The organism is Hirschia baltica ATCC 49814 (assembly GCF_000023785.1).
Classification (GTDB): Bacteria; Pseudomonadota; Alphaproteobacteria; order Caulobacterales; family Hyphomonadaceae; genus Hirschia; species Hirschia baltica.
On record NC_012982.1, the window covers coordinates 1733434 to 1759767 of the forward strand.

Genomic DNA, 26334 nt, shown 5'->3' on the forward strand with positions numbered 1-26334 from the left:
GAAACTTGCACCGTAGACTATCATATTCTAGCCACCACAACAAAACGCATAATCTACATTATGTGCAATTTTGAATAATAGACACAAGTAAAAACAGCGAGTTATCATTTGTTGACGCCCAGCTAAATTAGTATGAGGCTTCTAGCTCCATACCATCATAAGCCGGCATAACATTCTCAGGAAGTTCTTTTTGTAACGTTTTATAGTCCATATCAATATGCATATTCGTAAGCACAGCTATCCGAGGCTTTACCCTGTCTATCCATTCTAGCGCCAGATCTAAGTGCGCATGTGACGGGTGCTGATGATAACGCAAAGCATCAACGATGAGCGTATCAACACCGTCAAGTGCTTGGAAAGTATCTTCTGGCAAGCCCACAGTGTCATTACAATATGCAATTGGGCCCATTCGAAAACCTAAAGATCTGATACGTCCATGGTCTTGATCTAGTGGTAATAACTCAAGCTTCCCGCCTGGGCCATCAAGATTGAGAACTTCACCAACGCGGATAGAATCTTTGCCCTCTAATATAGATGGGTATCCGCCGCCTCCATGAAAGCAATAGCCAAAACGGGTCATCAGTGTGCTTGCTGTTGCCGTATCCATGTGGACGGGTAACCGCATTTTGTTGGAATAAGCTATAGCTCTTAAGTCATCAATACCATGGGATTGATCGGCGTGATCATGCGTGTACACAACGGCGTCTAGCCTTTTTACATTTGCCGCAAGGAGCTGTTCTCTCATATCCGGTGATGTATCTATCAACACCTGAGTGGGCTTTGAATGTTTGTCACTCCACTTTCGTATTAGGACGGAACATCTTGAACGTCGGTTCTTGACCTCTGTCGGGTCGCAATCGCCCCAATCACCATTTATACGCGGCACGCCGCCTGATGAACCGCATCCGAGAATTCGAAGCTGTATTTTACTTTTCTGGGACATTATTTAACCCGCCCAAATAATCGCAAACAATTCTCCGTCGTTATCTTAGCGACGTCTTCAAAGCTCAACCCTCGTAGATTAGCGAAGGCTTTGCAGACCTCAGTTAGATATGCAGGTTCATTGCGTCTACCACGATAAGGTGTTGGTGCTAGATACGGACAATCAGTTTCAAGAATTACACGGTCGAGTGGCATCTCCAAAGCTACTGCTCGTACATCCTCAGCTTTTTTAAAGGACAAAATACCAGACACCGAAAAATATGCATCAAGTGCAGTAGCGCATCGCGCTAGATTTGCACCTGATGTGTAACAATGCATAAGAGGTTGAAACCTACCTTTTTGCATCTCTTCTTCTAGAATATCGCCCATAAGGTCATCTGCTTCCCGACTATGAATAATCAATGGAAGCTGGGTCTCCCTTGCGGCTATAATGTGTTTGCGGAAGGCCTTTTCCTGCAATTGGATATCACTATAGCCATAATGCAGATCTAATCCTGTTTCTCCAATTCCACAAACTTTCTCATCATTGGCCAACTCAATCAGCTCTTGGCTCGTCAAAACTTCGTAATCTTTAGCGTAATGAGGATGCACACCTACTGAACACCACATATCATTATGCTGGTCTGTGAGCTTACGGATTGTTGGAAAATTCTCTAATTTATCACAAATGGAGATGAATCGAGAAACACCGGCTTCACGCGCCCGCAGAAGAACCTCTTCTCTATCTTCATCGTATTGTTCGCCGTGAAGGTTGATATGGCTATCAAATAAGGTGGGCTTCATCGACTTACCAAACGTCCTGTTCTTTGAATCTGAGTTATCGCATTAGCGACAGCCTGAGATTTATCTTGATTAAGTGCTTTTGTCTCAGCGGCTAAAGCAATTAGATTTTCATGCGTTTGGGCCCAAGCTCCCGCTGATAATGCGTCATCGGCATTTTTTGCAGATTTGTAAGCCACTGCACATAGAGAGCTAAACGCGGCATCAAAGGCTTCAGGAGATTTGGCCGCGCTTGTGAGAACTTCAGACAATTGCCTAAAATCTATACCAGAAGGCTTTGATGCAGCACTTCTCGCTGAACGCGCTGCAGTACGTGCGTCAGAAGACTTTAGCTTCATGGCAATGCCCGGCCGGCCTGGAGCATAGCTGAGTGTATCTTTCGCATCAGCCTCAAGCATGCCTGTGTTTACAAGAGCTGTCACGCCTTCTGCTTCTGATAATGGATTAAAACGCAAATTTCGACATCTGCTTTTTATCGTTGGAAGAACCTGCGCCTCTCCGTGAACTATAAGAATGATGAGGCATTGTGCAGGTGGTTCTTCAAGGGTTTTAAGAAGAGCATTTTCACCATTGCGGTTCATTTCATCCAACGCATCAATTATAGCGATACGCCAGCCTCCCATAGCGGGCCGCAATGAGAAAAATTTGATTAAATCCCTGATCGACGCAACAGGAATTTCTGCTTTTTGTTTTCCTTTATCATCAAAAGGACGTTGGACAATTCGAAGGTCTGGGTGTGAATTATTCAACATTAGATGTGCTGTATGGTTAGCTTCATCAATATCTAGTGTACCTGTTTCACCTGACAATAAAGCTGCAGCAAACTGCATTGCTGTACGAAACTTCCCAATGCCTCGTGGGCCAGTAAACATCCAGCCATGATGCATGCGTCCTGAACGTAGAGCTTCAAGAATTTCTGCTTGTGCATCGTCATGACCAATTACGGGCCCAAATGAAGCTATGTCTATTTCACTCATTGAACAGAAAACCGCTTACATATTAGCTCTAAAGCTTCAGCCGTCACCTGATCAACTGAATTTGATGCGTCTAAAACATAACATCGATCTTTATACCTATCTGCTATTTCTAAGAATGCTTGCCTAACATTTTCATGAAAAGATTGAGGTAGTTTCTCAAATGCATCTTGTGGCCCATTGCGTTCGATCCGTCGTTTCGCCGAGACTTCCAGCGGCATGTCTAATAAAAGCGTAAGGTCGGGTTGTTGCTCATTTACAACTAGCTGATCCAATGTGCTGACAACATGATCATCAACGCCACCGGCTACGGCTTGGTAGGCACGGGTTGAGTCTGTGAAACGATCGCAAATAACCCATTCACCTCGCAATAGAGCTGGCTTGATAACATTTTCCAAATGATCGCAACGCGCGGCAAAAAACAAAAGCGTTTGTGTCAACGGCGACCAATCCTGATGATGTGGCGGATTAAGGACTATGTTGCGAATAGCCTCACCACCAAGCGAACCACCTGGTTCCCGCGTAAGCAGGCACTTTATATCCAACTCTAATAGTTTTTTTTGTAGATTGGAGGCTAATGTTGATTTACCAACACCTTCACCACCCTCGAGCGTAACAAATCGTCCAAGGTTCATGTTCTAGCCACCAAGCCCCATTCCGACCAAAGCGCGCTCAAATAGACTTTTTCTAGCGATCGATTGTGCCAAAACAGCAGGTGCTCTTACATCCTGCATGCCTGGTGCTGACACGATTATTTCACCAACAACATCACCTTCGGATAGAGGCGCTTTAAGTGGACCGTTGTAAACCACTTCAACCTTTATATCGCGAATGGAATCGGCATGTAGAGCGGCCTTCATAAGTTCAATGGCCTTAAGTTCTACAGTTTTTTGTTTTCCGAGGAATACGTCTGCCTCACCCACGATCTGATCTGGCTGTACGACTTCAACCACTTTAAAATCTACAAAAGCCGACCGCATAACTCGACGAGCTTCGGATGCACGCTCTGCAATACTATCCAGGCCGTTGAGAACAATAATCCGGCGTTTTCCATCCCGAACAGCAGATCCAACAAGGCCATAGCCCGAAATTTCTAAATGTCCGGTTTTTAAGCCATCAGCACCTTGAACTTCGCCCAATAGAGGGTTTCGGTTTGGCTGACGGATTCCATTCCAAGTAAATTCCTTCTCGCTATACAAAGCGTAGAATTCAGGAAAATCCTTGATTGTAAGATAAGCAAGTTGTGCAAGGTCTGCAGCGCTTATGCGGTGATTGTCTGAGTAGAGCCCAGTAGGGTTTTCAAACGTAGCACTATCTAATCCCAACTCGCGGGCACGCCGCGTCATTTCTTCAGCGAAGGCTTCTTGAGAACCGCTGATCGCCTCAGCAATTACGATACATGCATCATTTCCAGATTGAATGATCACACCGCGCAAAAGGTCGCGAACCGATACTTTTGAGCCAAGCTCCAAAAACATCGTAGAACCACCAGAAGCGGCTCCACCTTCACGCCACGCTGTTTCAGATACAACAAACTCATCTTCGAGAGTAAGCCGGCCATCGCGAATACGTTCAAACACAATATACGCGGTCATAATCTTGGTCATGGACGCGGGGATAAATGGCGTATCGCCATCTTTTGAATACAAGGCCATGCCGGTATCAGCATCCATAATGTAAGCATAATCGGCTGACGTATTCAGAGCATCGGCATAGGCTGGCGTATAAACGCTTCCAAGCAGGAGGGATGTACTAACAATGAATGCAGAAAAAATGCGCATGTGAAACCTTTATACTCAATCTATACGATCGCATAGACAGGGACGGCTGACCAAAAGCAACCTTATAAGGCACACAAAATCAGTTCAGCTGGAAACGTCAATGTTTCCAGCTGAAAGAAGCGTATGTTTTGACAAAAATCTGTCTAGTTGGACACAATCAGTGTTTCAAAGCCGCTACCAGCCAGATTTGCTCTGGCCTTAACCGCTTGATCGCGTGTTTGCCATTCACCGACAAAGACTTTGAACATGTCGCGACCATTGATTCGCGTTTCTTTAACCGACACCTGTCCGTAAGTGTGAAGTTTCGCACGTAATTGGTGAGCATTGGCCAATTCACCAAACACACCTGCCTGAAGGACATATTTCTCTTGATTAGAAAAAGACAATGGAAGTGAAGCTTGTTGAAGTGGCATCATCTGGCGTTGTATTGGGCGAGGCGAATAACTTGCTTTCATCAACATGGGATTTGCTGGTGCCTCAGCTTTTCCTTTTGCAAGCGTTTGGCGTGCTTCCTCAACGTATTTCGCTGGAATGGAATTGTGAGCCTCTGGCGCGTATCCCATATATTGAACACGAACTTTGGCTGTGCCGTTGTCTTTATATCCTAAAACAGTCGCTGATTGTTTAGACAAATCAATAATACGGTCGTCAACAAACGGTCCACGATCATTTATGCGTACGACGACGCTACGGCCATTCTCTAGGTTTGTAACACGCGCCAAACTTGGAATAGGCAGCGTTGGGTGTGCGGCAGTCAGAGCGTTTTGATCGAAGACTTCACCGACAGCAGAATCTTTCCCGTGAAATTGCGGTCCATACCAAGACCCTACGCCGACTTCATCATAATTTGGCTCAGCAAACGGCACATACCATCGTCCTTGAATTTCATACGGAGCACCGATTTTCTGTTTTGCGAACCCTGCTGGAGGTGTGGAGGCCAATTTTACGGCTCTCAATCCACGATTCGGCGCTGCAGCAGAATTGTTTAGCACACCACTTGGAGCCACGTATGACGAGCCGCTAATCTTTTGCGCTTGGTTACGAGAAATAGCGCTTGTCGCAGAAGCAAAGGCAATCGGCTTGGCATTATTTCCCAATAAACGCGGCCCCTGTTTTCCATATGACATATTAGGTTGGTCAGGATACCTATATTCAATTCGCTTAGAGCCGCCCTGCACTTTTGCTGAACTTGTTGGCGCGGAGGCAATCTGCATATATTGGGGAGTTGAAGGAGAACTGCCAACAAAAGTAATTGGCACTCCATTATAGGTTTCAGCACTTGCTCCAGGCGCTATAACACCTGAAACAATTACTGCTGTGCTAAGCACAACTCTCTTTACTATACAAAAACGCATTGCGTTTCGTGTTTGGGCGGCTCTTGCCATCGGTCTGGTCTTCCTTTTGTTTTAAAAGGCGAGCTCGGGAATTTTTTCCTCAAACTCTCCGCTCTTTCGGCGGGTATGAAGTAAACATAACAAAGGAAATTGGATTAATAGTTAATTTTATGCCCAAATTTGATAACCTGTATGGTTACCAGTGCGTTTACCTTAATAAGACGGTCTTAAATTTTAACTATATAAGTTAACAGCTATTGGGCTTTGATAGCCTCGTTTCGACGTTTTTCCTCAAGAGTATGATTAACAGCGTTTTGTGGTTTTTATCTTTTTAGAAAAAAAAGTAAGATTTCCCTTTGCAAATAAAATTAGTTTATGTATGAACAGCGCCTCGGAGAAGTGGCAGAGTGGTCGAATGCGGCGGTCTTGAAAACCGTTGAGCCTTTGCGGGTTCCGGGGGTTCGAATCCCTCCTTCTCCGCCATAACTTGTATTTAAGTTGTTGATTATAAATTATTTTCTATACTTCATGATAGACAGGGTAAACCATAGGGTTAGCCATAGTTGTGGTGTGCTGAACGCTGTACTTTATCGATTTGTTCATTTTGTTGAGGTTAAGATCGCTTCGCCAAGGTACGATTGTCTTCGCAGACGGTTTTCTAACACCGCTCTAAGATCAAAAATTGTGATTAACTTATAGTATTCCTGACAATTTTTACTGAAGGCAGCTCAATTCAGAGAAGAAACCACATTCGCAACAAGCTAAATGGGTTCCTACACTCCTGCTATCTTATCAATCTCATCAAAGCGTCGTTCAGTAGGCATAACGAACAAACATTTGCCCTCACTTGCATTCGCCCAGACTTCACCGATAAAACGCTTAGACTTAGCATCATCATCATTGTAAAGGTAAGCACCTTTATACTCAACAACAAGAATGCGACCGTCTTTTAATAGGGCGACAAAATCTGGATAGAATTTGTACTTAGGCAATTGCAGCCAAAATGAATTTGGCTTTTGTTCAACATTACGTATCCAATATTGCACAGCATCCATTTGGTCTAAGTATTTTGCACAATCATACTCTTCACCAGAATCCTTTAGATCACCAATCAAAGTAGCGTAGTGCTTTTGGAAGCGATACCCACCTTTGTGTGGTTGATTGTAGGCGTAGGTTTGTTCGTCAAAAATAACGCCTTCTTCGGCACTAACAGCAAACTTTGAAGCATCGACGCTAAACAATGCACTATAGTTTTGCGTTTCTCGCACTTCACGCAAATCACCAATCAAATCTGAAACAGCACGACGAAGATCAAATTTATTGCGTACTAGTTCATCCAGCGTAAAACCACCTTGATAGATTAGCGCATCCAAAACCTTTTTCATAAACATGACAGAACTAGGCTTGGTCACGTCTTGTTTTTTGATACCCGTATCGATCCAATTAGCTAATCGCGGAATATTCCAAGACGGTTCATGCACCACAGCAAGCAAATCATCATGCATACGGTCAATGAAACGTATTTCCATTTTGCCTTTTTGCGTCACATCCAATTCACCACGTTTACTATCCAAACGTAGTGTAAATCTGTCTAAAATAGAGGTCGCGTCGCATTCATCTAATCGCCAAGGTAAGTCTAAGAAATGATCGCGTTTGAAGAGTTCTAGCTTACCTTGTTCACTAAAAACCAAGCCTGGGACGATAAACGGAGGCTTATCTATATCCGCCGCCTGTGAGCGCTGATAGCCATTAGTCTCTTGGTACAATCTATCAATAGCTTTATCAGCACCCGCAACATTCGCCATTTTCAATTGAACAAGGTTTCTGTCTTCTTTGCTCATTTGGCCTTTATAAACAAATGTATTTTTCTCTTCATTGAAAGAAAGACGTGCGCGCACCCGTACTGGAAGTTCACTAATCTTTTTCTGAACCTCTACAACTGGTGTATGATCAATTTCTACAGGCTCTGACTCAAAATCTGTTTCATTTCGAAAGCGGTCAAATCCTAAATCACTGTTATCAGTGACAAGCTCGTTTACTTCTTGTTTGTTGAAACCTGAACCTTCTACAAGGCCATCTTTTAGTGCTTCAGCGGTCGCATTAAAATTAGCGGAAGCCACAAAGGCATAAGCTCTATTGAGCACATCAATTGTTTTACGCTTTGCTTTTGGCATTCGCAAAATGCGGCCAAGGATTTGCTCTACTGCCGTTCCAGACCTTTGCTCTGCAACAGAACACAACACATAAGCAAACGGGCAATCCCATCCCTCTTTTAGTTTGGATTGCGTAATGATGTAACGCACGTCGCAATCTTCAGATAGCACATCAAGGCCGTCCAGATCTTTCTCAGGCCCTGTATGCACCGCTATTTGATCTTCAGGGATTAGCTTGTCTTCTAGCAAGTGCTTTTTGATGACATCGTACGTTATTCGTGCAGGATCATTCTTGCTTGCAGATTGTGCCTGAAACAAAATAATAGGACGGATATATTCCTTGGTTTCGGCGCGTTCGGCTTGCGCCGCTTCCTCAAGAGAATGACGGCAATCTAAAGCAGCCCCTATTGTTTTTTGCCAATCACTATTCGTGGTTAAACGGATAGGTAATTTGATCATTTGCTCCGCTTTTAATTCGGCGGCGGATACTGAATGCAAAATATTAGACGGATACTTCTCTTTTTTAGGCTCATATTCAGTTTGAGGCGTCGCGGTTAATTCTAATATCAAAGACGGGTGGAAATTTTCCAGCGTATCAAATGACAAAGCCGAGCGCGCATTGTGTGCTTCATCTACAATGACCATCGGGCGATGCAAGCGTAGCAAATTTACCAGCGAAGCTATCGGGCGATGCGTGCCTTCAACTTTCTCTAAATGTTCGGTTTGTTCATCCTTCAAGCCCGAAAAATGATCCATCAATGCGCCGGAATCCTGATAGGCTTTAAGGCCGTCTTTATCGTCGCGTTTGAAAGATTGGATGGTCGATACAATAATACACGCCCCGCCCTCAGCATCCGCGCGAGACATAGCTAACGCTTCATCTTTATCCATCACAGAAACGTTGCGGCCAAATTGTTCCATCAATGCCGCTCGGTATGGATGATCTACATTTTTAAGCGCTGCAAGCGTTTGATATTTAATCGGTGTAGACGGCACAAGCCAAAGCACCATTGGATTTGGCGTCTGCATGTGAGACTTTGCTGCAATCCCGACAGATACCGCAGCCATCAGTGTTTTACCGCCACCTGTTGGCACGCGCAGACACACATAAGGCGTACCATCTGCAATGTTCGGCGCATCTCTATAAGGCAAACTGGTAAGCTTATAAAAAGCTAAGTTTGCTCCCATTTCTTCAGTATCAACAAGATACTGCTCAAACTTACCAAGTGACTCTTTTTGATAGTTTTTTAGTTCAAAATTGACGGCGGCCATTATGCGCCCCCTTCAATCTGATAAGGGATTTGTTTGAAGCTGATATTGGCCTCTTTCAATGTGTCTTCAGAGACTGTGCAGCCTTCAGCATAGACTATACGTTTGCCGTCAAAGCCTTCGGGTGGCGCGGGTAAGTCTGCGAGCACTTGAGGCGTCAACACATTGCCATCGGCTTCGCGGGCAAAGCCCTGCATGGCTTGGGAGAATAACAGGTAAACTGCTTTATCCTGATGGGTGCCAAGGAAGGGTGAATTGGTATTGGCTTTTTGCGGGATAGGCGCACCCGTTTCGGCAAAGAAAACATGAGCAGCAAGGTCAGGGAAATTGACCTCTGCATCAATATCGCCAAATTCATTGAACAAGGGCACGCCAAGGCGGCAATAACGGAAACCACCGCCAAGGCCTTCTACGGGCTTGTCCGGGTCACCCCCCTTATCATAGCCATGAATCACACGTTTGAGGCGTTCTGCCGTCACATCAGGTGCAATCTTTTGATCCATTTCCACCAGAATGAATTTGCGATTGCCGCCATCCTGCTTGTTGAGGTCTAGCACAGCGTGGCCTGTTGTGCCTGAACCTGCAAAAGAGTCGAGGATTAGGTCATCGGGATTTGAACCGATTTCTAGCAGACGCTGAATCAAAGTTGATGGTTTCGGCGTGGCGAAAATTTCATCCTGACCATGAAAAATTTCGAGAATTTGACGCTTTGCAAATTGCGTATGCCCAACATCTCCATGCAACATTACGGTACGTGGCACTATCCCACCAACTTCACTGAGAAATCGCTTAAAAGCAGGCACGCGGTTGTTTCCTGTTACACCCCACCATATCCGATTCTCCGCAACATGGTTATCAAAAGTAGATTTTGGATACCTCCAAACAGCAGTAGAGGAAGGCCAAACCTCTTCACCCGAATTCGGGTTCAATACTGGATACCATCCATTGGGGCGCTCTGTGTTGTTTTTATTTGAAGCATAATTGTCCGCTTTCCAAGGGCCTCGCGGATCATTGTCTGGATTGGAATAACGGGCATTCTGTTCTTCGGTCCTCGCCAATTTGTTTGGAACCCAGCGCGATTTATGTTTTCCATAAACAAGTACATAATCGTGATCATCACTGAAGTACTTAGCATCTCCCGCAGGAGCATATTTTTTTTGCCAGATCAGTGAAGCAATGAAGTTCTGAGATCCAAAAATTTCGTCCAAAAGTACCCGTAGACGGTGATTTTCATCATCATCAATACTTACAAAAATAGCACCATCTTCCCGCAGAAATTCCCGCAGCAGGCGCAAGCGCGGATACATCATGCATAGCCATTTATCATGACGAGATAGGTCTTCACCTTCCTTGCCAACGGTCTTTTCTAGCCAAGCTTTAATCTCAGGCGAGTTCACATTGTCATTATAAACCCAGCCTTCATTCCCCGTATTATAGGGCGGGTCGATATAAATGCATTTCACCTTGCCTGCATAATAGGGAAGCAACGCTTTGAGCGCCCCCAGATTATCGCCCTGCACCAACAAATTGCCTGCATCTGGATCACCCGCTGACAACTCCCCATCACAATGCACAAGGCGATACGGCACCTCACGATGATGGTTCACAACAGCTTTCTTACCGATCCAATCCAATACAGGCATAAAATTCCCTTATAATATCTATGGTAAATGGTCTGAAACAAACCGATGATTCAGGCAAGTTCACTTTGATCTTAATCTGTGAGTTTGCTTTCAAGTTGCTGGATTTGCCAATCTTTCAAAGTCTGGTTGGTATCCATCAGCCGCCATTCCCAGCGACCATTTGAATTACGACCGCTGATAACCGACGCAGCCGCACTAGGGCTGTTGAATGAAACATCTTGTAGAAACACCAATAAACCATTGTCAGGCTCACTGCTGGCGAGTGTATTATTCTCAATTAGGCTTATGCGCAATTTTGCATAGCCATCAGAAGTATGTGGCGGATCAGCAAGCGCCGTTGAACCTTTCAATACAACGAATTCACCATCTTGTTCTATAGCTTGCGCTCGATAGCCATGCTTTTTTGATTCTAGGTATAAAGCTAGTATGTGAGGAGATTGCACATCTTTTTGTAGACTGGTCGTCGTGTCAGTAGACAAGCTTACCTTAGGGCGCTCACGCAATATATCTACCCCCAAAACAGGTAAAACGACCTCTATCTGAGATAGGAAAAACTCCATATCGGATTCATCGGATTCTGGAAGGAAGTTCACTATATCGGGGCTTGTTCCATTCGCTAGATCTGCACGCCCTGCCTGGATCGCTTTGTCGATCAAACGGCCTTCAAGGTAGCGAATGTGTGCTTTTGTAAGATTCTTATCTTTTGAGGAAATCAGGCAAGCTCGCGTCCAGAAATCTTTAGTTTCATCTTTTGCATGCGCCTTTATTCGATTGGCGATGTTATCCCCTTCACCAATATAGGCTTTCGTTCGTGTTGGATTTTCTGGATCTTCTCCAAGGAGAATGTAGACACCTGTTCGGCTTGCTTCTTCTCTTGCTAAAGCATCGACCAATCGTGAGCGTGGCGTCATGAGAACATGCCCTACCCAATTCATGACTTCCGCTGTGATTAAGCCTGTAGGTGTTCCATCAACAAGGAACAAACGTACTGAACGGCCCTTCATCAAATCCCCCTATTAAGTCCATCAGAAATTGATAAAGTGAATCTATGTGGTATGGCTACCCAAAAGCCATAAGATCATTCAAAAATGTGTTGAGGAATCAGGTAAAACGAATCACATTTCGAAATTAGCTTTTATGAAGATTTTTAGGCGATAACTGGAACTCTTCAGAAATTTTAAGCATATATGCCCCAAATTCGTCGCTGTACGGACGTATTCGCTAGATAAATAGTAATTCCAAGCTCTATTAGGCTTGGAGGAAAACATGTCTGAATCACTTGCTGCAATTGTCGGCAAATTAGGCCCAGAATTAATGGCTGATTACTGCCGAATAAAACTAAAACAAGAACCACCAGACATTCAGATCTCACACCCACAACGAGCCTTTGGGTTAGAACTCACAACAGCTTGGCAAGAGACGTTCCCGGCTAAAAAGCTCAATACCTTTTATTCAGATATGCAACGGATCAACCGAATGTCTGAAAGGAAGTGTATTGATGCTATTATCGGGGCGTCAAAAAATCCCTCCCAGCTTAAGACACAGTTGTACGATCTTTCAAGCGCTCCAAAACGGGCGCTTTTTTGTTATTTGCATTATAAGAGTGAGTTTCAAACGGGTGAGTTTCGGGTACTCAATGATACTTATAGGTATAGTGAACGCTATTCAGATCAGTTTGAATATTCCAAAGTGCCCGCTTATAGCCGCATACACGCAAATGAGGTGTTTGAGGCGCAAGTGAAATCTATTCTCGCGCGAGCGATCGGAATAAAAACGGATATCCGTATTGAGCGTAGAGTGGTGACGCCGCGATTTCCACAAAATGCTCAATCCCTACTAGAGTTTATGGTCTGCTATGGAAACCCGAACATCTGCATCCCTATATTTACGCGCAATGGTCCGGAATTTGGTTCGATTAATACTGAAGAAACATTCTCAATCTTAATTGATAGAGAGCACAAAACAGTCAGCATTTATGGGAAATATCTTAAACGGGATGGACGACAAGCGCTCGCTGACGCACTCAACGACCATCTGATAAGGGCTAATAAGCCCCCACAAAAGTTGGCCGGTCCGCGTTTCATGCCCCGGTTACTCGTTACAAGCACGCCACTGCCAATACCGCCTCGTTTCGGTATCGCCCGTATCGGTACAACAAACGTGGTTTATAAAGCCATCGATAGTATCAATACCGCTAGTCATCGTTTGACCCCAGAGAAGCCAGCACTGGTTTCATACTATGAGGACAATGGAAAAACCAATGATAGCCTTTCCAAGCTAAAATCAGCTGACATTCAATGTGTAGAACTAGAAATTCTGATGGAGCGTTGCGACGACTATCCGCATGGAAGAAAATTAAATGTCTCATTGAAGAAAAACTCATTGAACATCGCAAATGCAACAGAGGAAGACCGATTTATCGTTGCTTATGTGATCGAATCTCTAGGCGTCTGCATCACCGGCATGCCATTGTTTGATGCGGCATAGTCATGAACCAAATTAAAAATATAGGCCTCTGGTTTAATAGTGCGGGTGGCCCACTATCTCTTGCACGAATTGAAAGCCTGCTTGGACAAGACTGGACCATATGGGCATCTACTTTCTTGTCCAATATACAGCAGCTCCCTGAAGTAAGTTGTTATGAATGCGAACAGATAGGGCACCCGGTGGAAGTTGCATGGGATGAAAAGCACCATTCTTACTTGGCGCTCTGTTTTGCATTGGAAGAACCATATTTACTTGATGCGTCGGAATGTGAAGGGAGGCGTCTGGATGAGATTCTTTTCCTAAAAGCACTCGCAGATTGCCTGAAGGTGAAACACTTTAACGGTGCTAGTTTAGGGAAGTCTGGGCATTTTTGGAAGCTTGGTAAGACGCTTCTCGGATCGACAGAATACACTGTTCTTGCGGCTAGACAGCTTCAAAACCCAGATATCGCAAACGAGATTTATAAGATTAACAAGCAAGGCATCGCTGGCGTCGATCAAGCACTCATTTTCTGTCATGACTTTGATGATTTATGTACGTCTGTAAAATTCAACTATAATTTTGTCAAGTTTGGCGATGTGCTCGAACTTGAACAGAACCGTCTCTGCTACAACGCAAAACATATCAGGCGGCACCTGAATACATCCGGAAAATCGGTGAAAGCTCAAAAGACTAGCCGGGAAATTGTGTTTGAAATCATAGAGAAAACAAAGCATTTACCTGAATTTTCGTGGACGGAAGATGTATTTATAGAAATCATAAAAGACTACTGGCCGGAAGATTTTGACCCTATTGAGCGCTCTGGAATCCTAGGGTACAGAAAAGAATATCAAGTTAAATATCCGGAATCCGGAAAAAGAGTATAGATCCGGACGGAAGAAACGGGATCGGTTCATATGTATCTTCTGATTTGCGTTCACTGGTGAATGCATGAAAACAGGAGAACGGAATGTCGAATATTTCTGCCGTGTTAAAGACAACTACACCTATCGCTGTTTCCCCAGCTGAAGGGGCTAAGATGGCCGGACTTGGCCGCACAAAATTATATGAAGCTATCTCTTCAGGTGAGTTACCTAGTTTTAGGATTGGTACACGCCGCCTGATACGCGTGTCAGCCATAGAAGCCTGGCTCGCATCACATGAAAGCGCTACTGCAAAAAAATAGAAAACCGCCGCCTGCGAGCATTGCAAGGCAGCGGTATGTTTGGCTTGGATACCCGACACATACCCCACTCTTTGTGATAGCTCAAGGCTGGCTCCAGCGGAGTTAATCCAATGACAACCTACCCTACTTGCCGTCGCTGCACTCGCAGCGCTGCACAAGACCGGCTTGCCTTTAAACAGAGTGTTCGAAGGTTTGATCGCTACTGGCGACGACCAAACAATCTAAGCGCCTGGACCGATCTTCCCCTACTCACAAATATTGGTCCAATATCACGTTGTAAAATCGAGCCACCAAGTTTGGCCGAACGTCATGTGCAACACCTTACAGGTCTGCCACCCTCAACATCTCGCTTGATTGCAGAATTAGCAGGCTTTCACGTGGAGAGACAATCATGACCACACCACGACAAATGGATGCCTTTCTAATAGGCTGGGAACGCGCATTGAGAGGTGTGCAAATGTGTCTTGCTGCTAGCTTTGCTACTCGTGAAATACGCTATGCCATCGAACAATCCTTAGGCTATTTATATGAAGCCTTGGAGCTTACAGAAGCGCAGTGTTTTTCGAATCTGGAGGATCACAATGTCTATGACCTTATACTACCAGAGACCACTACCACCCTGTCACCTTTGCTTCGCGAAGTCTTGGCAAAACGGATCGAACACGTCGCCAGCTCAGCCACACGAGACACATTAAAAGCGCGAATAAAGAATGCAGCGACTAGCTCCTGCGACTTGATAGAAGACGGCGCAATCAGTTCGCGCTTTCTTGCTCATATTCTGGCGCTTGCAGCGGGCAATTGTTCGCTTGAAGGTGAGCCCGCAAAAATTCGTGATCGACAGAAAGTCCATCCTCTGACTGCAAAACTCATTGTATTGAATGCACTGGAGCATGCTTTGGCAGATGATATTGAAGGTTGGGAGTGAACATTATGAACCAATCCCGCAAAATCCGCCCTGCTGACGAGATACTCAATCATGCCCTTCGCGTTCAGGCAGGCGACAAAACAGCAATTCAACAAACACAATGGAGCCATGGTGAATTCCCTCCCTCTCCGCTGTTACGTGAGAAGCCACCCGCCGCCCCATTTCCAATAGATGCACTCGGACCACTGAGTGATGCGGCACGCGCAATTGAAGATATGACACAAGCGCCCTCTGCGCTGGCCGCGCAATCAGTTTTAGGCGTCGCATCCCTTGCCGTTCAAGGATTTGCAGATGTGCAGCTTCATCATAGCGGCTCTGCACGCGGACCCTTGAATCTATTTCTGCTAACCATTTGTGAAAGCGGTGAACGAAAATCGGGTTGCGACAAGCTTGCGATGGGGCCTGTCCGGTCCTTTGAAGCCAAGCTACAAAGCGATCGACAATCAGAAATGCAAAGCTTTCAAAACCAGCAAGCTGTTTTTATGGAGCGGCGCAAAAATATCCTAAGAAATTTGAAATCAACCGACGCTGCTGTGCAAGCCAAACGTGATCTAGATGCGCTTGGTCCAGAGCCGGAACCGCCCTTATCTCCTTCTATCGTAGCATCTGATCCGACCATTGAAGGCGTAATCAAAAACCTACACTGCATGCACCCTTCTCTGGGTTTATTCTCTGATGAAGCTGGCGCTTTTATCGGCGGCTATGCCATGAACAAGGACAATGCGCTTAAAACCGCCGCCAAGCTTTCCAAGTTCTGGGACGGCGCAGCCATCGATCGATGGCGAGCGGAGGATGGAAGCTCGCTCTTTCTTGGTCGCCGCTTATGCTGTCACCTTATGGCGCAAGAAATTGCTTCTGCCAGCTTTCTTGCCGATCCTGTCATGAATGGCCAAGGCCTTTTAGCAAGGTTTCTTATTGTACAACCTGCCAGCACAATTGGTTTTAGATTGCGAGATAGTTTTTGCGCCTCAAGTGTAACTGCTTTGAGTCGCTTTCACTTGAGAATTAGCGATATTCTGCATGCTGACCTGCCCTTGGCGGAGAATACTCGCAACCAACTCGAGCCCCGTCTTCTAGAGTTATCAGGCGATGCCAAAGACCGCTTAAAGGCATTTGCGCAAGATATAGAAAAATCACAGCAACCTGATGGCACGCTGGAAGGATTGCGAGCTTTTGCAAGCAAATCTGCAGAACACACCGCACGACTGGCGGGCATCATGACGCTGTATGCGGATCTTAGATCAACTTCCGTTGAAGGTCCGACAATGGAGAACGCAATCACACTAGTCCGCTATTATATCAACGAAGCAGAACGTCTGACCGGCGGCGCAGGTCTAACTAGAGATATTATCAATGCAGAAAAGTTGAGGCTTTGGCTCATCAACAAGTGGCCGCACGATCATGTCTCGGCAACAGACGCGCTACAGCGCGGCCCGCTCAAACGCGGGTTTAGCGCAAGCGACATCCGCGCCTTGTTGGAAGTACTTCAAGCGCATGACTGGATCGTAAAGGAAAACCGTGGCGCGATCATTGACGGCCAGAAGCGGCGCGAAGCCTGGCGGATAAGACGCGCTAAAGATTGAGCATCACAAAAATGAAATCTGACGGTGTTATCGTCCTATAGTTCCTATTTGTCCTATTTTTCAGCCCAACTGTAGGAGAAATAGGAAATGTAGGATGGAGACGCCTGAGAGAATGAAATTTTGCAGCCGTTCTTATTGTCTGCAATCTGAGCAACAGCAGTCAGCAGGGAGTATAGCAATTGATGACTGGATTTGGCCCTGTATTGTCCGATATTGCTTTTAGCATGAATGACTGGATTAATTCACAAATCAGCTTGATTTCATGCGTTGGCGAGTTGCCATTAATGGCTCTAGTAGCCATTCCATCAATTTGCGTTCTTCAAGAATGATATCAGCTGATAATTCCATACCTGATTGAAGCGCCAGTTCTTTGCCAAAGGCAGGCATTGATTGTTCATTCAGGTTCACCTGTACACGATAGACGGCCTCTTCCGTTTGCATACCATTACGCAATTCATGCGGAGATAAAGTCGTCGCCGAGACACTTTCCACCAGGCCAAATGCTGCTCCAAATTTCTGATATGGTAGCGCGTCATATTGTAAGCGAACTTCTTGACCAGGCTCCACAAAAGCAATGGCGCGCGTCGGCACAAACAATTCGGCAATTAATTGTCCACCTTCTGGAAGGATTGTGAGCAGAGGCTGTTGTGGATCAGCACGCTCTCCTTCAGAGATTTGCAAGGCTGCCACGCGTCCTGATATTGGTGCTTTAATCACATAGCCGATTTGAGATTGAGCAGTCGCCAATTGGGACTGTATCTGCAAAAGTCGTTCATCAATGCTGGCACTCTCTCGCTTTAAATTCTCTTTGCTAGAAGCACGTTCCAATGCTAATTCAGATAATCTAGAAGATGCTCTGTTAATTGCGCCGTTAAGATCAATAACAGCTTGCTCGGTTTGAAGCTTTAATTCTTCACGCCGACGGAATTCTTCCTTAGGCAGTAATCCTTTTTCCATGAGCGGAAGAGCAGACTCGACGCGTTCTAAAGCTATCTCATAGCGGCGCTCAATAATTTGCAAATTTGCTCTAGCATCAAGTTGTTCGCGTTCTGCTTTTTCCTCTTCAAGGACGATTTGATCTGCTGAAATCTTTGCACTCCGCAACAAACCAGCTTGACGGTCTTTCAAGCTATCAGCTTCTTCTGCAAGAGCTTGCACCGCCTGTTCACCAAGGCTTTCACCTGATTCAATTTGACGGTCTGTGCTCACAAGTCCGATCGGCATCCCTTTTTCGATAGGTTCTCCGATCGTAACATCCAAAGACTTCAAAACACCGGGTTGAGAGACATACACACGCGCTTCAGCTTCAGTTGGACGCAATCGCCCACGCACTGTTTCTTTACGTGAGAAGTTGACTGTCGATAGAAAGACGATAATCACAACGATAAAGAGCAATAGTAGTAATGTGATGCGTGACCATGCCATAGGCAAAAGACCAACAGGCCGTCCCCAACGGTCCGTTGAATTTGCTTCTAGGGTTTCGGGGCGGAAAAGATCATGATTATTAGTCATACTCATTAAGCATCTATGTTTATATTTTGAGTTATTCTGCTTCCTTCTTAAAAGCTAACGGGGCAATATATGAATATACATCAATAACTTCCCTGAATATTAAAGGGGTTTTCCCGTTATTTGTTAGCTTTAACTATTGTCTTTATACGAAATTCACTTCAAAATTTTAGCAAAGTAGTATTCCCACAGGAAGTAGAAAAAATACAAGATAAGAAATTCAATTATCAGAAAGAACATTGCCCCTTCATGATTTCTTACTATATACCATGATGATATCATGGTAACCAAAATCATTGGTAAACCTCGTAAAATTACTTTGCCAATAGAACGATTTTCTTGCATTTGGATTTCCTTAAGCGCCAATAGAAAAAATGTAAATTCTTCTATTGGCTCTCGACCATTAGATCAATTATCTTTATTTACATACCATCCAGTGAGGACAGCTCCGAGCACGGCAACAACAAAGCCACTAGCTGACCCTGTCGCCGCCCCAGGCACTCCCCCCACTTTATATCCGTTATAAGCTCCTGAGGCTGTACCAGTAATTATACCTACGAGTATCGCAAAAGTAGCTTGATCCAAATCTTCTACATGCTCCCTATAAGCAGGATCATTGAGGGGGTAATCAGGGTTTTCTATCATAAATTGTTTAACATTCTCTGCGTCATCACCAAATTTGTTCCAAAAGGAATCACTATCATCTGGAGGCCCCCAGTCTTCTTGTGGTTCAGGTGAGTATTGTACTATAATCGGTGCCATCACCAATTCATCTTGGTCAAAAGATAAGTTATCTTCTGTAAATTGACTTGCTGCCCAAGCGTCGGCTGCATCAGCCAATGCTTTATGTGCCTGCAAATCTAGTCCTCCAACAGCACTTGCTGTTACAACAATAGTCGGTTGCCTGCTTCCACCACTCACGGCTTCCAGCTCATGCATTTTTAAATCACGCATAATTTTCTCCTAATAGTTTATGCACTCTACTCCCCCTTTTCAGTCTCGCGCGGGATTGCGTTTGATCCGAACAGGATTTCTTGAAGATCCGGATTGGCGGTTATTGCCGATGGGATCTGTTGCTCTTTTGGAGGTGGAGATGTCATGGATGGCGGCTTTCTCAATTCACCTGCCTGTCCATTCATCACACCAATCACACGGTCAGCTGCGCCAATTGTCTCTTTTCTATGAGCTGCTGCAATTCGTGTCATTTTGAGCTGATTGAGATTTTCATTGATTTTTTTCTCTGTCGCTTCGTCCAAATGCGCAGTACCTTCATCCATCACGAGAATTCTCGGCTGACGATAAAGCGCTCGCGCCAACATGATGCGTTGCTGCTGGCCACCCGAAAGGGTTGTGCCCATATCCCCGACAAGGGAACGATATGCCATTGGCATTTGTTCAATGTCATCATGGATACATGCTATTTGGGCTGCCCAGCGCACACGCTCCATATCTGTCTTCTCATCAAATAGAGCGATGTTTTCGGTAATAGAACCTGCCAGCAAAGTGTCATCCTGCATGACCACACCAATCTGGGCACGGATAGACGAAGGCCCCCAAGTCGACAGCGGCAATCCATCAAAATAAACTTGTCCACCTGTGGATGGATATAAACCCATCAACACGCGTAAGAGTGTTGATTTTCCAGAACCTGATGGCCCTGTCAAAGCAATAAATTCACCTGCCTGAATGTCCAAATTCACATTGGTCAGGATTAAAGGCTCATTTGGGGCATAGCGAAACGATACACCTTGAAGCTGGATATTGCCCCTCAATTCCCGTTCTACGCTAGGCGCATCAATTCCTTTTTCGCGATCTTGCAAAGCAATATCTGCCACGCGCTCTAAATGCACATCCAGGAGCTTAAAATTTATCCATTGTTCGACAAGCGCCATGAGACGTTGCTCAAGTTGGCCTTTATAAGCGATAAATGCTGTGATCATCCCAACGGTCATTTGCGTGGCGATAACGGATTTTGCCGCGATATAGACAATCAGGATTGTGGTAAGCCCCAATATAGCCTGACTGATCGCTCCATAGCCAATATTCACATTGCCAACACGAATAGTGGCATTAATGGAATTGGCCGCGAGGTTACGCCATAGGCTGGCTCTGTTATTTTCTGCACCTGCAATTTTGATTGTTTGCATAGCGCGTAGGTTTTCAAGGAATTTAGTATTCTCTTTAGCCTCGGCAACCAGCAAATCACCTGCCAAGCGCTTAGAAAGCTCCAAGAAGATCAATCGCAAGACGACATAGAGTAAAATGCCTGCAATCGTAATGAATGCGAGTTGCATATTATAAAGGAACAATATCGCGCCAACGAAGATGGCGAGCACACCATCAATCAAAACCATTATAGCGCCATTGACCACGAGATCGCGGATGGGCTGCAAGGATTGAAAACGTTGCTGTATATCACCCACATGCCGTCTGTGAAAATATGGCAATGGCAGACGCATCATGTGATGCAAAAGACTGGCCTCCATATCAAAAGAAACAACATTGGAGAGGAATTGAAACACCAAGCCGCGAAGGATGATGGTAGCTACTTCAAACACTTTGAGGAGTGCAAACCCTGCTGCCACCGCGCCCAGCAGACTTAAATCTCCTTTAAGCACGGCTTCATCAATCACGATTTGCATAAAATATGGGCTCATCAAGACAAAGACCTGCATGATGAGGGACAAAACCAACCCTTGGCCCAACGCTTTCCATGTAGAGCCGTCCAACTTGACCAGACTGGATAAACGTACTGGCTTCTTAACCTTGGCTTTTTGAAATTTAGGTGTGGGAGTAAGTTCTAAGGCAACGCCAGTGAAACTCTCATCTGCATCAACGAGCTTGACTACTTTCTGACCACTGGCTGGATCAAGTAAAACTAGTTTATCTTTTTGTACGTCTTTAAGGACAACAAAGTGATCCATATTCCAGTGCAAAATGGCTGGACGACGTAAATCTTTAAGTTCTTCCAGTTCACACCGAACAGCACGTGAGCCAAGACCTAACTGTGCTGCAATATCAATAACATCTTTGAGTGAAGACCCTTTAAGAGAAATGGGATGTTCGCGACGCAGAGTTGAAATGTCAGATTGATAGCCAAAATAAGAAGCAACCATCCCTACGCAAGCAAGACCGCATTCAGCAGCCTCCGCTTGGCGCAGCAGTTCGATTTTGCGAAAACCGCTTAAATTAAGAATGGATTGTCCAATATCCACTCGTCTCCCCCCCCGGAACGACTTCTAAACACGCAAGCTGAAAACATTGCGGTCAAGTTGCTGTTCAAAGTGAGAATAAGATGAGCAGTTCGTCAATTAGGGATTTCCCTAGTTGAGTTAGGAAATATTGATCTTAAAATTTAATCGGATGAGTTTCTGCAGCTCTACGTGCGGCAGTTAAATGCCACACACACCAATTGCCAGAAAAATGCACCCAATCTGTGGGTAAACAACTTAAAGAAAAGCTGGGAATAAAAAATTCATGAGATCGGAGTGATGAAAATGGATTTACAGCGATTGTTTGATTCGTATGAGGGAATGTCTGTTCTGGTTCTGATTGCAGCCCCATGAACAGAACCGCAATGAGTCAACTTTTGGCGATTTTTTGCCCCTGAAAGTTCGCGACCCAAATGACGCGGCACAATTCGTTTCCTGCCATTAAGCGCACGCACACGAACACCACCGGAACGACACTTGATTTAATCCTCATTTTGCCAACTGATTTGGGCAAAAGCGGGAGATTTCAAACATGGGCGGTTTCGGATCTGGCGGTCACAATCTACGCAAGAGATATCTGGAGCAATTCCGGAGTTTGAATGCAGCCTATTTTCAAAAACACAGCATTTTGACTGATGGCTGGCGTGGCATGATCCATTGGAAAAACGATAGCCAAGACAAGCCCTGCATATCGGTTGAAGGTGGTCGAAACCAAGTGACGCTCATCTATCGCGCAAGGCAAGACAACGCCGCAGACTGGAAAAATGTTAGAGACACGTTTCCCATCGTCTGGTCACCGCGACATTTAGGCGGCGCGCAGGCTTACTTTGGCTGCCTTCGATGCAATGCAAGGGCGAAGCTACTCTATCTCGCCAACTTACATTTTAGGTGTCGCAAATGTCACAACCTTGTCCATGCTTCCAGCCAGGAACAGCCTGGCAATCGTGCGACCAGAAAGAACCAGAAACTGCGTGCAAAGCTTGGTGCACCGCAAGGACTCGGTGATTATGTTCCACGACCTAAGGGCATGCACGAAACCACCTTCCAACATTACTTAGAACGTATTGAAGAAGCCGAGTGCGAAATCAATGATGACATGATCCGCATTCTACAACGTATTCAGAAAACAAGCGTTCGGCTCAGCATCAATCAAAAGGATTTCTGGTAATGACTGCCCCAATCAAAAAGAACATCCCTTCGGGTCATTTTACTAACGCGCTTCTGCCCTGGGAAAACGAAGCGGAATTCCTAGAATTACTGTACGAGTGGCGCACGGTCTATATGCCGAAAGGCCCCGCAGAAGATAGCCTCATTGACCAACTTGTCTGGATTGAATGGAGACGAAGAAGGCTCATTTCCGGTGAGCGCGCCTTACACATTAATCAGCTTCACAATTGCACGGGAACGGGTGAAACATACTCATCGTGCGATCTCCTTACCCGCCGCGCGCTCGTTTACCACTCAGAACGCAAGCGAACGTTTAACTCACGCTCTGCGATATCAACTACGGAAGGAGATGACAAAGAACTGGATATTTTTGTAAGAGAAAACCTCTCCCGTTTGAAGGAGGCACTGCTCATTCTGAAAGACCCAAACAAGAACGCTTACACTAACGCATTAGGTTATTTAGACGAAGGAAGTCTTGAATGGTGGGAAGAAGAGATCCAGGAAAATGAAAATGGTTTTGAAGCCAGCTCAGAAGGTTTAACAAAATTCATTGAAGAAAAACTCCTGCCCTGGCTCAAAAATTTAGAACACGAAACAGAAGAACGCCCAATTGTTCGAATGCAGGCCTACGGGGAAAGTCTAGACCCTCATCGTATGAGCACACTAATGGCGCTGGACGAACGCCTAGGACGCCAGTTTGAAAAGGCTATGAGCATGCTGATTCGATTACAGGAACTAAGAGAAAAGCCGTCCTGATGCTTGTGATGACTACGGACGATTGCCCACTTGCACATTGCACGCCCGACGGTCAGCTGGTTGTGCTTCTCACCTCGAGACATCCAATAACAGGTAAATCGGTTGAGTCAGCTGTCATAAAACTATCCGCGCATCAGGCATTGTGTTTGAGTCATTCTTTGATGGAAATGGCCGAGCAAGTGATAAAGGTTGAATCGAGCCAATCTGGAACCAAAGCGGATATCATCAACCTGAAATCTCAGTTTAAACCCTGAACCCAATCATGGTTCTAATGCATTTGACTTAGCCACACACATACAATGCCCATGCCTCCATTAAAGCGCGGCGGCGTTCTATGGCCTGCCCCCGCCTATAAGCTGCTTCGACTTTGCCAAGACTATGAGCTAGGCTTTCTTCTATGAGTTCACGCGGAAAGTCTGTTTCATTCCTCGCCCAATCGGAAAAGGTAGATCGGAAGCCATGTGCGGTGACAGCTTCCCCCTGTGAATTTGTCAGCTTCATATCTCTTAAAGCCTTGGTCATGGTCATGTCAGAAATCGGCTTTCCTGCGCGCATACCCATAAAGATTAGTTCGCCTTGTCTGGCTTTCGAAATATGATCAATGATTGCAAGCGCCGCTTGGCTAAGTGGCACCATATGCGGTTTTTCAGCCTTCATGCGTTCAGCCGGTATTGACCAAATGCCCGCCTCTATATCGATCTCATTCCAAGTGGCACCTCTGACTTCTCCTGACCTTGCAGCCGTTAGAATGGTAAACTGAAGCGCGAGTGCGCCTATTCCGCTTTTTTGCCGAAGAGTCTGCCAAAAAGCATGCATTTGGTCGTATTCCAACGCCGCCAAATGCTTTTGCTTTGGCCGCTTACGTCCAAGCACATGCTTTAGCTGACCATTCCAAGATGCAGGATTTGGATCCTCGCGCATGCCGCGCACTCGAGCACTTTCCAGCACAGCTTCAATCCGCCCTCGGACGCGGCGCGCGGTTTCATTCTTTGTAGCCCATATCGGTTCCAAACATTTCAGCACATGATCGACTTCAATCTCATTTAACGGCTTAGCCCAGATAGGCTCGGCATAGCGTTCCAATGTTGATCGCCATTGCGCAATATGTTTTGCATTTCGGAAGTCGCCTTTAATCGCATCTATATGACGAAGCGCAAACGGGCCGAAAGGCTCAATTCTTACTTCTGGCGCATTGAGAACCATCCATTCTTTTTTAGGATCTTTGCGTGGCGTTTGGTTGAGCCAGTCCCGACACATGGCGGCCTGTTTCCGTGCTTCAGAGAGTGAAACTGATGGATACCCGCCCAGCCCGATGGAAGGACGCTTATCGCCCCACCGGTATATAAACAACCAGTTACGCGCTCCGGTTTGCTTTACGTTCAAATACAAACCGCCGCCGTCTGAATGGCGGCCGGTTTTCGCGCGTTTGCATTTAAGGTCACTAAGCTTATTGGAAGTAAGGTCAGGCATAGGTTCGATTGCGTCTCAGGGTTAGCCGTAGGGTTAGCCAAAGAGTATGCCATAAACGATAGATTTGGACGACAGATAATGAACACGTACGAACAAAAATACTTTAAGTACCTGTATTTTATATTTAATAATGGACTCACACGAAAACACGCAAACTCTGGTTATGCGGACTCCTTCTCCGCCACTATGGCTGATTTAGCTTTTATCAAAACAGGTGTTGAAAGCTCGCCACTATTACGCTTCTGGCAATCCATACTTCTTATGAATTAGTGTAATTGGCGCTTACTCATGCTGTGATTGCGCTATTTAGCCTTTGCATCAGCCCAAACAGGCAATTGCAGTTTCACCGACAATGTTACATTCTTAGTTTTGTTTCAAAAAATGAGTTTTAAGCCAAATATGAGAATGTCGAAATTTTTCAATCAATTGTCCTTGAATGCCAAGAAACATTTCCTGAATTCTCTTTTACTTTGCCTGCTTTTGTTTACGCCAATATGTACAGCCGAAACAGCGAATATCGCAGTTGCGACTAATTTCATCCCAACGATGCGATTACTGGAAGCCAAATTTGAAGAAACAACTCAGCATGAACTGACTATTATTTCTGGCTCAACGGGAAAGCTTTATCTTCAAACTTTGAACGGCGCTCCATTTGATGCATATCTTTCAGCGGACCAGAAGCACGCCCAATTGTTAGAAGAATCCCCCAAGGCTGTAGCAGGTACACGGTTTACATACGCTATCGGCAAGCTTGTTCTTTGGGCTCCTAATCGCGACAAAGCGAGCTGGAAGAATATTTTACAGACTGATACTAAGATTGCCATAGCAAACCCAAAACTGGCACCCTATGGTGTTGCAGCGATGGAATTTTTAGAAAAGCATTACGGAACAAAGGGTTTCACACAAAAACTCGTATTGGGTGAAAATGTCGGACAGGCATACGCTATGGTAGCAAGTGGAAATGCGAGTATAGGCCTGTTGGCGGGTTCATTTTTCTCACCTGAAATTGATGATGATGTTTGGATTATTCCTGAGCAGGACTATTCTTCAATTAGACAAGATGCTTTGTTGCTTTCAACTGGGTCTTCTAATCAGGCTGCCATTGAATTTCTATCATTTTTAAAGTCGGACACAGCCAGAAAAATTATTAAGAATGGTGGGTATGACGTTGCACATTAATGCTT

At 45.3% G+C, this 26334-nt stretch carries 22 protein-coding genes and 1 tRNA gene; 10 read left to right on the plus strand and 13 right to left on the minus strand.

Annotated features, from left to right (window positions below):
* Positions 1–127: 127 nt before the first annotated feature.
* From HBAL_RS08155 to HBAL_RS08180, 6 genes are all read right to left on the minus strand, one after another.
* Complete coding sequence (locus tag HBAL_RS08155; RefSeq protein WP_015827466.1) at positions 128–943, minus strand: MBL fold metallo-hydrolase; 816 nt, start codon at positions 941–943, stop codon at positions 128–130.
* Positions 943–1725: a TatD family hydrolase gene (locus HBAL_RS08160; RefSeq protein ID WP_015827467.1), complete on the minus strand. Its 783-nt coding sequence runs from the start codon at positions 1723–1725 to the stop codon at positions 943–945. Before HBAL_RS08160 ends, HBAL_RS08155 begins: the two co-directional genes overlap by 1 nt.
* Positions 1722–2699 carry a hypothetical protein gene (locus HBAL_RS08165; protein WP_015827468.1) on the minus strand — a complete coding sequence of 326 codons (978 nt, stop codon included), beginning with the start codon at positions 2697–2699 and terminating at the stop codon, positions 1722–1724. Before HBAL_RS08165 ends, HBAL_RS08160 begins: the two co-directional genes overlap by 4 nt.
* Entirely contained in the window at positions 2696–3331 is a 636-nt protein-coding gene (gene tmk, locus HBAL_RS08170) for a dTMP kinase (RefSeq protein ID WP_015827469.1), read from the minus strand. Before tmk ends, HBAL_RS08165 begins: the two co-directional genes overlap by 4 nt.
* Before the next feature lie 3 nt (positions 3332–3334).
* On the minus strand, positions 3335–4477 hold the full coding sequence (locus tag HBAL_RS08175) for a D-alanyl-D-alanine carboxypeptidase family protein (protein WP_015827470.1): 1143 nt from the start codon (positions 4475–4477) through the stop codon (positions 3335–3337).
* Between the two features lie 143 nt (positions 4478–4620).
* A complete protein-coding gene (locus HBAL_RS08180) occupies positions 4621–5805 on the minus strand; it encodes a septal ring lytic transglycosylase RlpA family protein (RefSeq protein WP_233356654.1) in 1185 nt (394 codons plus the stop codon).
* Between the two features lie 399 nt (positions 5806–6204).
* Between HBAL_RS08180 and HBAL_RS08185 the strand changes: the two genes are divergently transcribed.
* Positions 6205–6294 (plus strand) — tRNA-Ser (locus tag HBAL_RS08185).
* Between the two features lie 290 nt (positions 6295–6584).
* Here the strand turns inward: HBAL_RS08185 and HBAL_RS08190 are convergent.
* From HBAL_RS08190 to HBAL_RS08200, 3 genes are all read right to left on the minus strand, one after another.
* Positions 6585–9236, minus strand: a complete 2652-nt coding sequence (locus tag HBAL_RS08190; protein WP_015827472.1) for a DEAD/DEAH box helicase — start codon at positions 9234–9236, stop codon at positions 6585–6587.
* The gene (locus HBAL_RS08195; RefSeq protein WP_015827473.1) at positions 9236–10876 is read right to left on the minus strand and encodes a site-specific DNA-methyltransferase; all 1641 of its coding nucleotides are present in this window, start codon (positions 10874–10876) and stop codon (positions 9236–9238) included. The genes HBAL_RS08190 and HBAL_RS08195 overlap by 1 nt, the downstream gene beginning before the upstream one ends.
* Before the next feature lie 71 nt (positions 10877–10947).
* Positions 10948–11880, minus strand: a complete 933-nt coding sequence (locus HBAL_RS08200; protein ID WP_015827474.1) for a GIY-YIG nuclease family protein — start codon at positions 11878–11880, stop codon at positions 10948–10950.
* Between the two features lie 262 nt (positions 11881–12142).
* Here HBAL_RS08200 and HBAL_RS08205 point away from each other — a divergent pair, with 262 nt between their 5' ends.
* The 6 genes from HBAL_RS08205 to HBAL_RS08225 all read left to right on the plus strand — a co-directional run bounded on the left by HBAL_RS08205 (position 12143) and on the right by HBAL_RS08225 (position 17036).
* The gene (locus HBAL_RS08205) at positions 12143–13363 is read left to right on the plus strand and encodes a hypothetical protein (protein ID WP_015827475.1); all 1221 of its coding nucleotides are present in this window, start codon (positions 12143–12145) and stop codon (positions 13361–13363) included.
* 2 nt (positions 13364–13365) lie between these two features.
* Entirely contained in the window at positions 13366–14229 is an 864-nt protein-coding gene (locus tag HBAL_RS08210; protein ID WP_015827476.1) for a hypothetical protein, read from the plus strand.
* Between the two features lie 83 nt (positions 14230–14312).
* Positions 14313–14528 (plus strand): helix-turn-helix domain-containing protein, encoded by a 216-nt coding sequence (locus HBAL_RS08215; protein WP_015827477.1) that lies wholly within the window; start codon positions 14313–14315, stop codon positions 14526–14528.
* A 110-nt stretch (positions 14529–14638) separates the two neighbouring features.
* Positions 14639–14923, plus strand: coding sequence for a hypothetical protein (locus tag HBAL_RS16705; protein WP_015827478.1), 285 nt, complete (start codon positions 14639–14641; stop codon positions 14921–14923).
* Positions 14920–15453 carry a hypothetical protein gene (locus HBAL_RS08220; protein ID WP_015827479.1) on the plus strand — a complete coding sequence of 178 codons (534 nt, stop codon included), beginning with the start codon at positions 14920–14922 and terminating at the stop codon, positions 15451–15453. The genes HBAL_RS16705 and HBAL_RS08220 overlap by 4 nt, the downstream gene beginning before the upstream one ends.
* Positions 15454–15458: 5 nt before the next feature.
* On the plus strand, positions 15459–17036 hold the full coding sequence (locus HBAL_RS08225) for a YfjI family protein (RefSeq protein ID WP_015827480.1): 1578 nt from the start codon (positions 15459–15461) through the stop codon (positions 17034–17036).
* Between the two features lie 249 nt (positions 17037–17285).
* On the opposite strand, the gene HBAL_RS08230 is transcribed toward HBAL_RS08225, so the two are convergent.
* From HBAL_RS08230 to HBAL_RS08245, 3 genes are all read right to left on the minus strand, one after another.
* A complete protein-coding gene (locus HBAL_RS08230) occupies positions 17286–18554 on the minus strand; it encodes an HlyD family efflux transporter periplasmic adaptor subunit (RefSeq protein ID WP_015827481.1) in 1269 nt (422 codons plus the stop codon).
* Positions 18555–18953: 399 nt separating this feature from the next.
* On the minus strand, positions 18954–19499 hold the full coding sequence (locus HBAL_RS08240; protein WP_015827483.1) for a hypothetical protein: 546 nt from the start codon (positions 19497–19499) through the stop codon (positions 18954–18956).
* Between the two features lie 26 nt (positions 19500–19525).
* The gene (locus tag HBAL_RS08245; protein WP_015827484.1) at positions 19526–21760 is read right to left on the minus strand and encodes a peptidase domain-containing ABC transporter; all 2235 of its coding nucleotides are present in this window, start codon (positions 21758–21760) and stop codon (positions 19526–19528) included.
* Positions 21761–22289: 529 nt separating this feature from the next.
* Between HBAL_RS08245 and HBAL_RS08255 the strand changes: the two genes are divergently transcribed.
* The gene (locus HBAL_RS08255) at positions 22290–22925 is read left to right on the plus strand and encodes a hypothetical protein (protein WP_015827485.1); all 636 of its coding nucleotides are present in this window, start codon (positions 22290–22292) and stop codon (positions 22923–22925) included.
* Entirely contained in the window at positions 22925–23680 is a 756-nt protein-coding gene (locus tag HBAL_RS08260; RefSeq protein ID WP_015827486.1) for a hypothetical protein, read from the plus strand. Before HBAL_RS08255 ends, HBAL_RS08260 begins: the two co-directional genes overlap by 1 nt.
* Positions 23681–23962: 282 nt before the next feature.
* On the opposite strand, the gene HBAL_RS08270 is transcribed toward HBAL_RS08260, so the two are convergent.
* Positions 23963–25150, minus strand: coding sequence for a tyrosine-type recombinase/integrase (locus tag HBAL_RS08270; RefSeq protein ID WP_015827488.1), 1188 nt, complete (start codon positions 25148–25150; stop codon positions 23963–23965).
* 405 nt (positions 25151–25555) lie between these two features.
* Here HBAL_RS08270 and modA point away from each other — a divergent pair, with 405 nt between their 5' ends.
* Positions 25556–26329 carry a molybdate ABC transporter substrate-binding protein gene (modA, locus tag HBAL_RS08280; RefSeq protein WP_049763133.1) on the plus strand — a complete coding sequence of 258 codons (774 nt, stop codon included), beginning with the start codon at positions 25556–25558 and terminating at the stop codon, positions 26327–26329.
* Positions 26330–26334 lie beyond the last annotated feature (5 nt).

Bases quoted from the DNA above. Each gene is read 5' to 3' on its own strand.
- HBAL_RS08155 (WP_015827466.1), bottom strand. From the start codon at position 943: ATGTCCCAGAAAAGTAAAATACAGCTTCGAATTCTCGGATGCGGTTCA.
- HBAL_RS08160 (WP_015827467.1), bottom strand. From the start codon at position 1,725: ATGAAGCCCACCTTATTTGATAGCCATATCAACCTTCACGGCGAACAA.
- HBAL_RS08165 (WP_015827468.1), bottom strand. From the start codon at position 2,699: ATGAGTGAAATAGACATAGCTTCATTTGGGCCCGTAATTGGTCATGAC.
- tmk (WP_015827469.1), bottom strand. From the start codon at position 3,331: ATGAACCTTGGACGATTTGTTACGCTCGAGGGTGGTGAAGGTGTTGGT.
- HBAL_RS08175 (WP_015827470.1), bottom strand. From the start codon at position 4,477: ATGCGCATTTTTTCTGCATTCATTGTTAGTACATCCCTCCTGCTTGGA.
- HBAL_RS08190 (WP_015827472.1), bottom strand. From the start codon at position 9,236: ATGGCCGCCGTCAATTTTGAACTAAAAAACTATCAAAAAGAGTCACTT.
- HBAL_RS08195 (WP_015827473.1), bottom strand. From the start codon at position 10,876: ATGCCTGTATTGGATTGGATCGGTAAGAAAGCTGTTGTGAACCATCAT.
- HBAL_RS08200 (WP_015827474.1), bottom strand. From the start codon at position 11,880: ATGAAGGGCCGTTCAGTACGTTTGTTCCTTGTTGATGGAACACCTACA.
- HBAL_RS08205 (WP_015827475.1), top strand. From the start codon at position 12,143: ATGTCTGAATCACTTGCTGCAATTGTCGGCAAATTAGGCCCAGAATTA.
- HBAL_RS08210 (WP_015827476.1), top strand. From the start codon at position 13,366: ATGAACCAAATTAAAAATATAGGCCTCTGGTTTAATAGTGCGGGTGGC.
- HBAL_RS08215 (WP_015827477.1), top strand. From the start codon at position 14,313: ATGTCGAATATTTCTGCCGTGTTAAAGACAACTACACCTATCGCTGTT.
- HBAL_RS16705 (WP_015827478.1), top strand. From the start codon at position 14,639: ATGACAACCTACCCTACTTGCCGTCGCTGCACTCGCAGCGCTGCACAA.
- HBAL_RS08220 (WP_015827479.1), top strand. From the start codon at position 14,920: ATGACCACACCACGACAAATGGATGCCTTTCTAATAGGCTGGGAACGC.
- HBAL_RS08225 (WP_015827480.1), top strand. From the start codon at position 15,459: ATGAACCAATCCCGCAAAATCCGCCCTGCTGACGAGATACTCAATCAT.
- HBAL_RS08230 (WP_015827481.1), bottom strand. From the start codon at position 18,554: ATGAGTATGACTAATAATCATGATCTTTTCCGCCCCGAAACCCTAGAA.
- HBAL_RS08240 (WP_015827483.1), bottom strand. From the start codon at position 19,499: ATGCGTGATTTAAAAATGCATGAGCTGGAAGCCGTGAGTGGTGGAAGC.
- HBAL_RS08255 (WP_015827485.1), top strand. From the start codon at position 22,290: ATGGGCGGTTTCGGATCTGGCGGTCACAATCTACGCAAGAGATATCTG.
- HBAL_RS08260 (WP_015827486.1), top strand. From the start codon at position 22,925: ATGACTGCCCCAATCAAAAAGAACATCCCTTCGGGTCATTTTACTAAC.
- HBAL_RS08270 (WP_015827488.1), bottom strand. From the start codon at position 25,150: ATGCCTGACCTTACTTCCAATAAGCTTAGTGACCTTAAATGCAAACGC.
- modA (WP_049763133.1), top strand. From the start codon at position 25,556: ATGTCGAAATTTTTCAATCAATTGTCCTTGAATGCCAAGAAACATTTC.